The 13,250-nt window shown below is 68.8% G+C and carries 12 protein-coding genes; 9 read left to right on the top strand and 3 right to left on the bottom strand.

The annotated features are described in order from the left end of the window. Positions 1 to 26 precede the first annotated feature (26 nt). The 3 genes from ACIBJH_RS38165 to ACIBJH_RS38155 all read left to right on the top strand — a co-directional run bounded on the left by ACIBJH_RS38165 (position 27) and on the right by ACIBJH_RS38155 (position 5,019). Complete coding sequence (locus tag ACIBJH_RS38165) at positions 27 to 2,921, top strand: vitamin B12-dependent ribonucleotide reductase (RefSeq protein WP_399121515.1); 2,895 nt, start codon at positions 27 to 29, stop codon at positions 2,919 to 2,921. Positions 2,922 to 3,117: 196 nt separating this feature from the next. Beyond that, positions 3,118 to 4,236 (top strand): hypothetical protein, encoded by a 1,119-nt coding sequence (locus ACIBJH_RS38160; RefSeq protein ID WP_399121514.1) that lies wholly within the window; start codon positions 3,118 to 3,120, stop codon positions 4,234 to 4,236. 90 nt (positions 4,237 to 4,326) lie between these two features. Beyond that, on the top strand, positions 4,327 to 5,019 hold the full coding sequence (locus tag ACIBJH_RS38155) for a DUF6215 domain-containing protein (protein ID WP_399121513.1): 693 nt from the start codon (positions 4,327 to 4,329) through the stop codon (positions 5,017 to 5,019). Positions 5,020 to 5,040: 21 nt separating this feature from the next. Here ACIBJH_RS38155 and ACIBJH_RS38150 read toward each other — a convergent pair whose 3' ends face one another. Next, on the bottom strand, positions 5,041 to 5,574 hold the full coding sequence (locus tag ACIBJH_RS38150) for a TerD family protein (protein ID WP_399121512.1): 534 nt from the start codon (positions 5,572 to 5,574) through the stop codon (positions 5,041 to 5,043). A 155-nt stretch (positions 5,575 to 5,729) separates the two neighbouring features. Between ACIBJH_RS38150 and ACIBJH_RS38145 the strand changes: the two genes are divergently transcribed. The 3 genes from ACIBJH_RS38145 to ACIBJH_RS38135 all read left to right on the top strand — a co-directional run bounded on the left by ACIBJH_RS38145 (position 5,730) and on the right by ACIBJH_RS38135 (position 8,098). Next, entirely contained in the window at positions 5,730 to 6,335 is a 606-nt protein-coding gene (locus ACIBJH_RS38145) for a YdbC family protein (RefSeq protein WP_399121569.1), read from the top strand. 149 nt (positions 6,336 to 6,484) lie between these two features. Beyond that, positions 6,485 to 7,144: a histidine phosphatase family protein gene (locus ACIBJH_RS38140; protein ID WP_026179190.1), complete on the top strand. Its 660-nt coding sequence runs from the start codon at positions 6,485 to 6,487 to the stop codon at positions 7,142 to 7,144. Positions 7,145 to 7,156: 12 nt separating this feature from the next. Further along, positions 7,157 to 8,098, top strand: a complete 942-nt coding sequence (locus ACIBJH_RS38135; RefSeq protein WP_399121511.1) for an ADP-ribosylglycohydrolase family protein — start codon at positions 7,157 to 7,159, stop codon at positions 8,096 to 8,098. A gap of 247 nt (positions 8,099 to 8,345) precedes the next feature. Here ACIBJH_RS38135 and ACIBJH_RS38130 read toward each other — a convergent pair whose 3' ends face one another. Further along, positions 8,346 to 9,893, bottom strand: coding sequence for an MFS transporter (locus ACIBJH_RS38130; RefSeq protein ID WP_399121510.1), 1,548 nt, complete (start codon positions 9,891 to 9,893; stop codon positions 8,346 to 8,348). A gap of 187 nt (positions 9,894 to 10,080) precedes the next feature. Between ACIBJH_RS38130 and ACIBJH_RS38125 the strand changes: the two genes are divergently transcribed. From ACIBJH_RS38125 to ACIBJH_RS38115, 3 genes are all read left to right on the top strand, one after another. After that, complete coding sequence (locus ACIBJH_RS38125) at positions 10,081 to 10,704, top strand: TetR/AcrR family transcriptional regulator (protein ID WP_399121509.1); 624 nt, start codon at positions 10,081 to 10,083, stop codon at positions 10,702 to 10,704. Positions 10,705 to 10,786: 82 nt separating this feature from the next. After that, on the top strand, positions 10,787 to 11,488 hold the full coding sequence (locus tag ACIBJH_RS38120) for a ribonuclease HII (RefSeq protein ID WP_399121508.1): 702 nt from the start codon (positions 10,787 to 10,789) through the stop codon (positions 11,486 to 11,488). A gap of 68 nt (positions 11,489 to 11,556) precedes the next feature. Further along, positions 11,557 to 12,198 (top strand): hypothetical protein, encoded by a 642-nt coding sequence (locus ACIBJH_RS38115; protein WP_399121507.1) that lies wholly within the window; start codon positions 11,557 to 11,559, stop codon positions 12,196 to 12,198. Between the two features lie 335 nt (positions 12,199 to 12,533). Here the strand turns inward: ACIBJH_RS38115 and ACIBJH_RS38110 are convergent, their stop codons facing one another. Continuing rightward, complete coding sequence (locus ACIBJH_RS38110; protein ID WP_200716447.1) at positions 12,534 to 13,169, bottom strand: hypothetical protein; 636 nt, start codon at positions 13,167 to 13,169, stop codon at positions 12,534 to 12,536. Positions 13,170 to 13,250 lie beyond the last annotated feature (81 nt).

The raw sequence follows: 13,250 nt of genomic DNA, 5'->3' as shown, positions 1-13,250 counted from the left end.
CGTTTTTGCCTGTACAGGGAGGCGGCATGACAGAGACGGCGAGCGGTCCGGCACGAGGTTCCCGCGCGAAGGGCACCAAGGTCACCAAGGGGCTGCGCATCGAGCGTATTCACACCACCCCCGGCGTGCATCCGTACGACGAGGTGGAGTGGGAGCGTCGTGACGTCGTCATGACCAACTGGCGCGACGGCTCGGTCAATTTCGAGCAGCGTGGCGTCGAGTTCCCCGCCGAATGGGCGGTGAACGCGGTCAACATCGTCACCAGTAAGTACTTCCGCGGTGCCGTGGGCACCCCGCAGCGCGAGGTGAGCCTCAAGCAGCTCATCGACCGCATCGTGAAGACGTATCGGAAGGCCGGCGAGGACCACAAGTACTTCGCCTCGCCCGCCGACGCCGAGATCTTCGAGCACGAGCTGGCGTACGCCCTCCTGCACCAGGTCTTCAGCTTCAACAGCCCCGTGTGGTTCAACGTCGGGACTCCGCAGCCCCAGCAGGTCTCGGCCTGCTTCATCCTGGCCGTCGACGACTCCATGGAGTCGATCCTCGACTGGTACAAGGAAGAGGGCATGATCTTCAAGGGTGGTTCCGGCGCCGGCCTGAACCTGTCCCGCATCCGCTCCTCCAAGGAACTCCTCTCCTCCGGCGGCAACGCCTCGGGACCGGTCTCCTTCATGCGCGGCGCAGACGCCTCCGCGGGCACCATCAAGTCCGGTGGCGCCACCCGCCGCGCGGCCAAGATGGTCATCCTGGACGTCGACCACCCCGACATCGAGGACTTCATCCAGACCAAGGTCAAGGAAGAAGAGAAGATCCGCGCCCTTCGTGACGCGGGCTTCGACATGGACCTGGGCGGCGACGACATCACGTCGGTGCAGTACCAGAACGCCAACAACTCGGTCCGCGTGAACAACACGTTCATGAAGGCCGTCGAGAACGGCGACAAGTTCGGCCTGACGTCCCGTATGACCGGCGAGGTCATCGAGGAGGTCGACGCCAAGCAGCTCTTCCGCAAGATGGCCGAGGCCGCCTGGGCCTGCGCCGACCCGGGCATCCAGTACGACGACACCATCAACCAGTGGCACACGTGCCCGGAGTCCGGCCGTATCAACGGCTCGAACCCGTGCAGCGAGTACATGCACCTGGACAACACGTCCTGCAACCTCGCCTCGCTGAACCTGATGAAGTTCCTCAAGGACGACGGCAAGGGCAACCAGTCCTTCGAGGTCGAGCGCTTCGCCAAGGTCGTCGAGCTCGTCATCACCGCGATGGACATCTCCATCTGCTTCGCGGACTTCCCGACGCAGAAGATCGGCGAGAACACGCGCGCGTTCCGCCAGCTCGGCATCGGCTACGCCAACCTCGGCGCCCTGCTGATGGCGACCGGCCACGCGTACGACTCCGACGGGGGCCGTGCCCTCGCGGGTGCCATCACCTCCCTGATGACCGGCACGTCGTACAAGCGCTCCGCCGAACTCGCCGCGGTCGTCGGCCCGTACGACGGCTACGCCCGCAACGAGCAGCCGCACCTGCGCGTCATGAAGCAGCACGCCGACGCCAACGCCGTGGCCCCGCGCGCGGACGACCTGGACACGCCCATCTGGGCCGCCGCCACGGAGGCCTGGCAGGACACCCTGCGCCTCGGCGAGAAGAACGGTTTCCGTAACTCGCAGGCGTCCGTCATCGCCCCGACCGGCACCATCGGTCTCGCGATGTCCTGCGACACCACGGGACTTGAGCCCGACCTCGCCCTGGTCAAGTTCAAGAAGCTGGTCGGTGGCGGTTCGATGCAGATCGTCAACGGCACCGTCCCGCAGGCCCTGCGCCGCCTGGGTTACCAGGAGGAGCAGATCGAGGCGGTCGTCGCCCACATCGCCGAGAACGGCAACGTGATCGACGCCCCGGGCCTCAAGACCGAGCACTACGAGGTCTTCGACTGCGCCATGGGCGAGCGTTCCATCTCCGCGATGGGCCACGTCCGCATGATGGCCGCCATCCAGCCCTGGATCTCCGGCGCGCTCTCCAAGACGGTCAACCTGCCGGAGACGGCGACCGTCGAGGACGTCGAAGAGGTCTACTTCGAGGCCTGGAAGATGGGCGTCAAGGCGCTCGCGATCTACCGCGACAACTGCAAGGTCGGCCAGCCCCTCTCCGCCAAGACCAAGGACAAGGAGAAGGCCGAGGTCACCGCCAAGGCCGAGGAGACCATCCGTACCGCGGTCGAGAAGGTCGTCGAGTACCGCCCCGTCCGCAAGCGCCTCCCCAAGGGCCGCCCGGGCATCACGACCTCCTTCACGGTCGGCGGCGCCGAGGGCTACATGACCGCCAACTCCTACCCGGACGACGGTCTCGGCGAGGTCTTCCTGAAGATGTCCAAGCAGGGCTCCACCCTCGCGGGCATGATGGACGCCTTCTCGATCGCCGTCTCCGTGGGCCTGCAGTACGGCGTCCCCCTGGAGACGTACGTCTCGAAGTTCACCAACATGCGCTTCGAGCCGGCCGGTATGACGGACGACCCGGACGTGCGGATGGCGCAGTCGATCGTCGACTACATCTTCCGCCGCCTGGCGCTCGACTTCCTCCCCTTCGAGACGCGCTCCGCGCTCGGCATTCACTCCGCCGAGGAGCGCCAGCGTCACCTGGAGACCGGTTCGTACGAGCCGACGGACGACGAGGTCGACGTAGAGGGCCTGGCCCAGTCGGCGCCGCGCGCCCAGGAGTTGAAGGCGGTGGCCATCCCCAAGGCGGTCGTCGAGGCGGCCAAGCCCGCCCCGCAGCAGGCCCACACGAGCGCCGAACTGGTGGAGATGCAGCTCGGCATCCAGGCGGATGCTCCGCTCTGCTTCTCCTGCGGTACGAAGATGCAGCGGGCCGGTTCCTGCTACATCTGCGAGGGGTGCGGGTCGACCAGCGGTTGCAGCTGATCAAGGCAACTGGCTGAAGTGAGTCAGCCGTTCAGGGCGGTGGAGTCGGATACTTGGCTCCACCGCCTTCGGCATGGGTGACGCCCCGCACGCGGTGCCTGACGCATCGGCCTGACGCGTTAATGGCTTGTCGTCATTTCGGCCGGCGTGGCATGCTCCCAACCATGATCAAGAGAATCGAGTCCGCCGTCTTCCGGTGAGCGAGACGACCGGGACAGCACTGCCCGGATCACCGACGACCCTGTTCGAGCACGCGCTCCGGCTGCATCGACTGGCCCCGGACAAGCCGCTTCCACGCGACGGGGAGCCCTATCCGGACGACGGGACGCACCGTGGTCGACAAGGCCCCGAGACGCCTGAGGACCGGCACGCGGTCGGCAAGGACGCGGCGCTCGTCCTGGACGCGCATTTCGCCCGCTCCTCCGCCAGGCCCGCCGAATTGGCCGATGTCTTCCACCACATCCACATCCCGACGCACCAGAACAAGCACATCGCCGCCGCGGCCGAACGGGCGGACAGGGAACGCGTTCGCCGAACGGGCCGTTGGCTGGTTCGCCACGGGACCGATCGATGCTCGGTCACCGTCGGGCTCGCCCTGCTCGCCGCCGTGGGAACAGCCGACGACTTCCCGCTGATTCAGACGATCGGGCTGCTCTCCCACCGCTTCGGGCCGCTGGCGGCACACGCCTTCGAGACTCGGCCAGGAGGCGTCGAGGCCCTTCTCTGGCTCGCCGAGCGAGTGACCGGCTGGGGACGCGTCTACGTGGTCGAGGCGCTCTGTCGACGCGACGACCCGACTGCCCACCGCTGGCTGCTCCGCCGAGCCTGCGACGGCGACTTCCTCAACGGGTACTTCGCCGGCCGGGTCGCGACAGTCACCGGGCTCCATGAGGCGCTGGCCGGCCTCGGCACCGACACCGAGATGGTCGATCACATCGGTCGCTTGCTGCACCGCATGAGCGGCTGCGAGGGGATGGGACTCACCCTCGCTCACTACCCTCACTCGGGAGCGGTTCTGGAAGCTCATGCCCGCCATGCCGGTTGGCTCGGCCCGAACGTCGAGCGCTACTTCACCATCGCGTTGCTCGCCCAGCACCTGACGACGAAGCCTCCCGAGGCCTCGGGGTGCACCGCCGCACAGCGGGAAGCACTCCGCGGGACGTACCTGGAGGTGCTCGACCGCGGGGAGTGGACCCGGATCGCACGCGCCGGACTCGCCGCGGACGACCGCCGGATGCGATGGCTCGCCGACCACAGGGCGCCCGGGTTGAGGCTGCGCGCGTTCCTGGATCGAGAGCCTGACGCCGAGGGATGACAGGCGTCAGGAATCCGGTTTCCCAGCAGAACGATCAGCAGTTAATCTCCCTCAGCGCGCATAGCGTGCGCACAGGGGAGGGTGGGGGACATGGCCGACGATTTCGTCGAGCCCGAAAAGGGTATGCGGGCGGGGGCCCAGGCAGTCGCGGCGGTTGTGGTGGTCGGCGGCGTCGTGGGTGGTATGTGGGGACTCGGGGGAGTCCTGCCGAAGACGACACAGGACACCAAGCCGGCGATCTGCTCGGCGAGTACGGACGACACCCTGCCGGCGAAGTACGTCTCGCCGACGGCGCTCTGCACCGCGCTGAACCGCGCGGACCTTCCGGTGCTCCTGGGGACTCCGGACGAACACGCGGCGTCCGCCTCGGGCAGCGCGGGCTGGATGACGCTGGCCGGCGGCACCAAGATCGCCAGCCCCGAGGCGGACGTCGACCTGAGGACCTACTCCGTACGGCTGTCGGCGTCCTACGACGACATTCCCGTCGCCCGGGCGGCCCGCTATGTGGACTCCACCTCGCAGGTGAAGAAGGTCCTGGGACATCCGGCCGTCCTCTACTCGGACCGGACGGTCGCCATCAGCTTCAACCTCGGCGGCGGTGACGCCAGTACGGGCCCCGGGGGCATCGCCCGCAGCCTGCTGGTCTCCACGAGCGCCAAGGACGGCGGCGACTCCTTCGAGATATCCATCTGGCGCCAGGACGACGTGCCGCCCGACGACGAGGCGCTGTTCCGCATCGCCGAGGCGGTGCTGCCGACGGTCCCGGGCTGGACCGCCGGCTGACGAGCTGACCAGGGGCAGGGCTCAGGACTGCTGTGCTCTGCCCATCGTCCTGGTGAAGGTCGCCGGGTCGTCGTCGAAGCCCTGGATGCCGGGATGGAAGTCCCAGCTTCCGGACTCGTCCCGGGTGAACTCCCCGACCGTCGCCGCCGTCGCACCGAGGACGTCGCCGAAGTCCTCCTCGGTGAGGACGGCGTACCCCTCGCGGATCCGCAGCTTCGGGTTGAGGACGTTGACGAACGTGCGGTGGGCGACCCGCTGCTGGATGACGACACCGACCACCACGCGCGCGTACCGGTCGGCGAGCCGGTCGAGCTCCAGCGTCATGACCTCGTCCCAGCCGAAGCCCTTGCCGTCCTTGCTGTCCCGGTTGAGATAGATGGTGCCGTCGGGGGACCGGCTGTCGAAGTGCACCGCGTACGCGGGAGTGCCGTAGAGATCACTCGCCACATACGTGGTGGCAACGATGTCCAGATCGACAGGCGGTTGCCCGGTGGGACTCGGATCCCACTGGAGCCCGACTTCCGCCTTGCGGATCCCCTTGTTGAGGCCGTTCACCACAGTTCCCCTTCCCCGTGCGCCTCGATCGCGCGCCCCAACTGCCGGGCGATCAGCGTTCGTTGTCCATCGTGCCACGCGCGCGGGGGCGTATGCGCGGACGATCTCCGCCGGAGCGTGACCGGCGCCACGCTCCGTGGCCTTACGATGGCGCGGTGCTGGTCAAGTGGATTCGCTGCACCGTGATGGACCGCCGCGGCTTCGAGCGCGGGCAGCGAAAGTGGGCGGGGCTTCTGGGGGAGCCGGGATTTCGGGGACAGGGGGGAGGCTGGAGCAGAGCGCGGCCAGGAGTGGCACACATTTTCGCGTTCTGGGAAAGCCGTGCCTTCTACGACTCCTTCATGGCCCGATCCCACGACCGGCTGGCGTCGGCCCAGATGGGCACCTTCAAGGACGCGCAGGTCAAGCTGTTCGATCATCGCTTCGATGTGAAGACCGGCTTCGAACCGCGCTTCACCGACGCCGACCTGGTGCGGGTGGCCCTGTGCCGGGTCCACGAGGAGCGCGCCGAGCACTTCACGCTGATGCAGGAGAAGGTGTGGAACCCGGCGATGGCCGGTTCCCCCGGCATGCTCCGCGGGATGTTCGGCGAGGCCCCGGGACACGAGTTCATGGTGCTCTCGATGTGGCACTCGCCCGCCGAACACGGCAAATACCGCACCGAGCGAGTGGAACGGCTCGCACTGAGGGCCCAGATCGAGGCGGACGTCGCGTCCCTCACGGGGGACATCGTGCAACTGGAACCGAGCTGGACGGTTTGAATTCCGGACTGACGGGACCGCCGTCACTGACGTCCCGGTGTGTGAATCGTGCGCCCCTATGTGGCCCATCGGGCAGAATTCGTGTGACCTACGCCGTATGGAGCCCGTACGAGTGCTCGATATGCCGCCACTGGATCTAGGGTTTTGGCATGGCACGACCACGGCGCATCGTCCTTGTCCGGCACGGCGAGTCAACGGGCAATGTTGATGACACCGTGTACGAGCGTGAACCCGACCATGCCCTGGCGCTCACCGACCAGGGATGGCGTCAGGCCGAGGAGACCGGAAAGCGGCTGCGGGAGGTGTTCGGGCGCGAGCGCATCAGCGTGTACGTCTCCCCGTACCGCCGCACCCACGAGACCTTCCGGGCCTTCCACCTCGACCCTGACCTCGTACGCGTACGCGAGGAGCCCCGGCTCCGCGAACAGGACTGGGGGAACTGGCAGGACCGCGACGACGTACGCCTCCAGAAGGCGTACAGGGACGCCTACGGGCACTTCTTCTACCGCTTCGCCCAGGGCGAGTCCGGCGCCGACGTCTACGACCGGGTCGGCGGCTTCCTGGAGAGCCTGTACCGCAGCTTCGAGGCCCCGGACCACCCGCCCAACGTGCTCCTCGTGACGCACGGCCTGGCGATGCGGCTCTTCTGCATGCGCTGGTTCCACTGGACGGTCGCGGAGTTCGAGTCGCTGTCCAATCCGGGGAACGCCGAGATGCGGATGCTCGTTCTGGGGGACGACGGCAGGTACGCGCTGGACCGGCCGTTCGACAGCTGGCGGGACCCGGAGCCGTACGGGATCAGTGGGTAGGGTGACGGACCGATGACTGCCGACTCCTCTACCCGATCTTCCAACCCTTCCGATCCTTCCAATTCTCCTGACGGGCGCTTCGGCCGGGCCCTGGCCAGCCTCCGCGGACTCGCCGTGGGTGACGCGCTGGGCTCACAGTTCTTCGTGCCCGTGAACTACCCGCTCCTCAAGCGCCGTGAGCTGCCCCCGGCGCCCTGGCAGTGGACGGACGACACGGAGATGGCCTGCTCCGTGGTCGCGGTCCTCGCCGCCCACCACCGCGTCGACCAGGACGCCCTGGCCCACTCCTTCGCCGAGCACCACGACTTCGACCGCGGCTACGGCCCCGCCGTCAATCGGTTGCTGCGCCTGGTCCGCGAGGGCGGCGACTGGCGTGAACTGTCCGCCGCGCTCTTCAACGGACAGGGCTCATGGGGCAACGGCGCGGCGATGCGGATCGCACCCCTGGGCGCCTGGTACGCGGACGATCCCGAGCAGGCGACCCACCAGGCCGAGATCTCGGCCTACCCCACGCACCAGCACCGTGAGGGCGTCGTCGGCGCGATGGCCGTCGCCGCGGCAGCCGCACTGGCCGCGGCCCCCGGCGGCCCGCCCAGCGCCGAGGCGCTCCTCGACGGCGTCATCGCCCTCATCCCCAGGAGCGCGGTCAGTACGGGGCTGCGGCGCGCCCGCGACATGCTCGACTACGCCGATGCCGACACCGTCGCCGCGGTACTGGGCTGCGGACGTCGTACGACAGCGCACGACACGGTCCCCTTCGCGCTCTGGTCGGCCGCTCGCGGCCTAGGCGACTACGCGCAGGCGTTCTGGACCACCGCGCAGGTCGGCGGGGACGTGGACACCACCTGCGCCATCATGGGCGGCGTTATCGCCGGAGGGAAGGCCGGGACGCCGCCGGCCGAGTGGGTGGAGCGGACGGAGGCGCTGCCGGGCTGGGCGCCGACGGCCGTCTGACGGCTTCGGCTTCCTGCCTGGCAGCGCTCCCCGCACGCGACGGGAACTCTCTGTGCCCGGCGGGAACTCTGCGTGACCGCCCGGCCGTTGCCCTGGCAGCTGCTGTGCGACACATGAGTCCACACAGGACAGACAGGACGCGAGAGTTGTGGGGGTGGTCATGAGGTTTTCGCCGATGTCGATGTCGAAGCCGGTGTTGTTGTCGGTGCTGTTGCCGGTCGGTCGGGCCCTGGCCGGGCCCGACCGGTCAGCCGATTCCCGGACCCGCCGTGCCCGCGAGGGCGTCGAGGTCGCTCTTGCGGACCCTGATCACCAACCAGGCGGTGATCAGGGCGAGTACGGCCATCGCGGCGGCCGGAATGAAGGCCGTCGAGATGCCGTGTGCGAGCACCTCGTGCCCCCAAGTCGCGGGCAACTGGTGCGACTTGGCGAACTCCTGCTTCTGTTCCGCCGATCCATTGGCCAGGAACTTCGGCAGCTGCTTCTTCGCCTCGTCCCTGCTGGCCGAGCCGAACACCGTGGTCAGGATGGAAAGACCGAGCGAACCACCCACCTGCTGCATGGCGTTGAGCAATGCGGACGCCGCGCCCGCCTCGTGCGGGGCGACACCGGACACAGCGGTGATCGTCAGCGTCACGAAGTTCAGGCCCATGCCGAAGCCGAACACCAGCATGGGGCCGAGCACTCCGTCGACGTACGAGCTGTCCGAGCTGATGAGGGTCTGCCAGGCCAGTCCGATCACCGCGAGGGCCGAGCCGACGAGCATGAACGGCCGTGGTCCGAACCGCGGCAGGAACTGCTGGGACAGTCCCGCTCCGGCCGCGATCACGACCGTCACGGGCAGGAAGGCGAGACCGGCCTGGATCGGGCTGTACCCCAGCACGTTCTGCACGAAGAGCACGATGTAGAAGAACATGCCGAACATCGCGGCGGCCAGGCTCAGCATGATCACGTACGTGCCCGAGCGGTTGCGGTCGGCGAACATCCTGAGCGGGGTGATCGGTTCCTTGGCCCTGGATTCGATGATCACGAAGGCCAGCAGCAGCACGGCCGCCGCGCCGAAGGACCCGATGGTCAGGCTGTCGCGCCACCCCTTGTCCGCCGCGCGGATGAAACCGTAGACGAGGGACGCCATGCCCGCCGTCGAGGTCAGCGCGCCCGCGATGTCGAACCGGCCGGTGTGCCGTTCGGACTCGTTGATGTACAGCGGTGTGAGTACGGCGATCAGCAGGCCGATCGGCACGTTGACGAAGAGCACCCAGCGCCAGTCGAGCCACTCGGTGAGCATGCCGCCCGCGAGCAGACCGATCGCGCCGCCGCCCGCCGAGACCGCGGCGAAGACTCCGAACGCCCTGTTGCGTTCCGGCCCTTCGGGGAACGTGGTGGTGATCAGCGCCAGCGAAGTGGGCGACGCGATTGCGCCACCCACGCCCTGGAGGACGCGCGCGGCCAGCAACTGCCAGGGTTCCTGGGCGAGTCCGCCGAGCAGCGAGGCGAAGGTGAAGAGCAGGATGCCGGTGATGAACACCCGGCGCCGGCCGAGGATGTCGCCGGCCCGGCCGCCGAGAAGCAGCAGGCCGCCGAAGGTGAGCGTGTAGGCGCTGACGACCCAAGTGAGGTCGGTGGTGCTGAAACTGAGTGCGGCTTGAATGTGCGGGAGAGCGATGTTCACAATCGTCGCGTCGAGTACCACCATGAGTTGGCAGGCCGCGATGACCGCGAGCGCGATACCGGGATGCCCCTCCCGGCGGGCCGCTCCTGGTTTTGGCTTCTGGGTCAACTGAGAGGTTGTCACTATGGGTCCCCCACAAGTGTGTTAGTGAACGCCCGCGTTCACTGCCGCGTCAACGGTAGTGAGTCCCCGACAGTGAACGCAAGCGTTCACTTAACTCGCCCGCGCATGACGCGTCCCCCGTCGCTGCCAGGAGACGTGTCCCCCATCCCCGGAATTCCCCATTCCACTGCTCGCTGGAGAGGCTCAGATGGTTACTTCGGGCTGGACGGCCGCCCCCGCTCGGGCGACCTCCCTCCGCCGTCGCGGCGCCGTGCTCGAACGCGCGATCCTGGACGCCGCACTGGAACAACTCAGCACGGTCGGATGGAACGCCCTCACGATGGAAGGCGTCGCCGCCGGCGCCCAGACGGGCAAGGCCGCGGTCTACCGCCGCTGGTCCTCGAAGGAAGACCTCGTCGCGGACGCGTTGCAGGCCGGACTGCCGAGTCTGGAAGAGCTGCCCGACCTCGGCGATGTGCGTGCGGATCTGCTGGCGCTGTGCACGCGGGCGCGCGACGCGATGTTCTCGCGCCCCGGATCCGCCCTGCGCGCGGTGATTCACGAATGCGACATGGCACAGGCGGAGCGGTTCCACGGCGTGATCATCGAGGGGGTCGTGGAGCCGACGCTCCGGCTGATCCGGGACGCTGTCGGCCGGGGAATCGAGCGAGGTCAGGTTCGCTCCGACGCGTCCAACAGCTATGTCTTCGACGCGATCCCGGCGATGATGATGTACAGATCGAAGGTGTGCGGCAGTGAATGGAGCGACCAGGAGATCGAGGAAATGCTCGACCAGTTGATGCTTCCGCTACTCCGGCCGAGCAGTGCCTGAAGCCGGGCCGGGACGGTGCTGAGGCGGCCCGAGGAAGCCTGGGTGTCGCAGGCGGTCCCGGGCGGCGTACTCTGAGGTCGCCATGCCGTACGAACCACCCACTCACACCGTCGAGCGCTCACTCCGCGCCACGACCGGAGCCAAGGTCATCGCAGGCGTCGACGAGGTGGGGCGCGGCGCGTGGGCCGGCCCCGTCACCGTCTGTGCGGCGGTCACCGGACTGCGCCGACCCCCCGAAGGCCTCACCGACTCCAAGCTCATCGCGGTCAAGCGGCGTACCCAACTCGCCGAAGAACTCCGCAAGTGGGTCACGGCGTACGCCCTGGGGCACGCCTCCCCGGAGGAGATCGACGACCTGGGGATGACGGCCGCGCTGCGGCTCGCCGCGGTGCGTGCTCTTGAGGCCTTGCCCGTTCGCCCGGACGCGGTCATCCTCGACGGGAAGCACGATTACCTGGGGGCCCCTTGGCGGGTTCGTACGGTGATCAAGGGCGACCAGTCGTGCGTGGCGGTGGCCGCCGCTTCGGTGATCGCCAAGGTTCAGCGCGACAAAATGATGGCCGAACTGGGCATCGACCATGCAGACTTCGCTTTTGCGGCCAACGCCGGGTATCCGTCACCCGTGCACAAAGCCGCGCTGGAGGAGCGCGGCCCCACCCCGTACCACCGGTTGTCGTGGGCGTATCTTGATGCGCTGCCCCAGTGGCGGCACCTCAAGAAGGCCCGCAGTTGGGCGGAGGGAAACGTTCCGGAGATCGAGGGGCAGCTCGGCTTCGACTTCTGACCGTTCCGCTCGCACTGATGTGCCACCCGCCGACGCGAGCCGCGCCAACGTTTGATAAAAATCAGCTCATGCCTCTCATTCCCGAGGAGCCTCAGATTCACGAGAGTGCCCAGGGTCCCCGCGCCACTCCGGCCAGTGGCCGCGTCGCGCCGACCCCCCGTCCCGTACCCGGCCCCCGCCCCGCGGCGCCGTCGCGTCCCGGTCGCCCCGGCCCCCTGCGGCCCACGGCACCGGTGCAACGCACGCCGCGTGACGTGGCCGCTGTGAAGCCCGGACCCTCGGGTCCGGCTGCCCCCGCCGCCTCCGACACCGCTGTGGCGACCCCGCAGATCCAGCTCGTCCCGGCCCCGGCCGAGGGTGCGCTGGACGCCGCCGAGGAAGCCGTCGACCTGCTGCTGGAGTCGGGTCGTACCCCTGGTGACGTGCTGGTGATCACCACCGGCGAACCCCACCCGTGGGCCGCCCATGAACTGTCCTTCGGTGAAGCGTCCTACTGGGCGCAGCACGACGCGCGCGACGACGTCTTCTACGCGGACGCCGCCGTCGCGGGCCGGGCGACGTCCCGACCCGTCGTCGTGGTCGCCGTCAACGGAGGCCCCGACGCCGTTGCCGCCACCGCGCTGCCTCTGGCCCTCGGCCGGGCAGGCACCCTGCTGATCGTCTGCGGCGACCCGCAGCAGATCAACTCGGTGCTGGGCGCGGGCGTCTGAGAGCCGCCTCCGGAACGTTTCGGAGGGCTCTCAGAGGCCGACGGCGGCCCACTCGGGCGCCGTTGCGTCGTCTGTGCACAGTGAGCGCTCTGCCGTGCCCGGAAGCCCGGGCGCGGTCGATGAAGGGTGCCTTCCGCAGGGGTTCCGTCCCGTGCGTGATGAACCGGCCGGGAGCCCCCGTCCGGGGGCGGCCCCGCACCCAACGGACGCTCCAGCCCCGGGGCGGCCCGGCGGTCGTACGGACTCTCCAGCACAGGCTCCGTGCCGCCGTACGGACTCTCCAGTGGCGGTCTCGTGCCGCCGTACGGTCCGGGCGCGGAGGCCCGGACCGGGATTCAGCGGGCCGCGGCGCGGCGCAGTACCTCCGAGGCGGCGCCGCCGGTGCGGGGCAGCAGGGGCGGCACCTCGGACATGGCGAAAGGTTCCGGCGCCGAGTCCGCGCTCGGACGTCGGCCGCCACGCCCCTCACCGAGCACCTGCCAGCCGTCACGCGTCAGCGTGATGTACGCCCCGCAGCGCAGCCCGTGCAGCGTGCAGGCGTCACGCAGCCCCCACATCCACGCCCCGTCCTCCTCCGTCCAACGCGCGTCGCCCTCACGGCAGTAGAGCAGCACGGCGGTGCGCACCGGGGTGCGGCGACGCAGGTCGTGCGGGATGACCCGACGCAGCTGGGCGAGCAGCGCGTTGCGGAACATCCAGCCGTCGGCCGGGGCCGACCGGCGGACGAACGAGGCGCTCGCGAGCAGCCGTTCGTCCGGGTCGAGGACGGCCACGATCGCGGTCGCCGGTCTCGGGCGGTGCCGGGAGTGCAGCCCGCTGACGACCTCGCGGGGATTGCGCAGCAAGGGGATTCCGGCGGCGGCCCACTCGGAGGGTTCGAGCATACGGGCCAGAGGGTTGGCGGAAGCGGCGGACAGGTCGGCTGACGTCGACGTGGATGCCGCGGAGGACGGAGCGAATCCGAAGGTCACGGTCCTCCCTTCGGCTACGCGCCCACACTGAGGGCGAGGTCGGATTCGGGGGAGCGCACACCGCAGCAGAGCCCTACCGGA

The sequence above is a fragment of the Streptomyces sp. NPDC050548 genome, from assembly GCF_044457385.1.
Classification (GTDB): domain Bacteria; phylum Actinomycetota; class Actinomycetes; order Streptomycetales; family Streptomycetaceae; genus Streptomyces.
The sequence above is the reverse complement of the archived record's forward strand: the minus strand, read 5'-3'. Positions and strand labels throughout refer to the sequence as shown.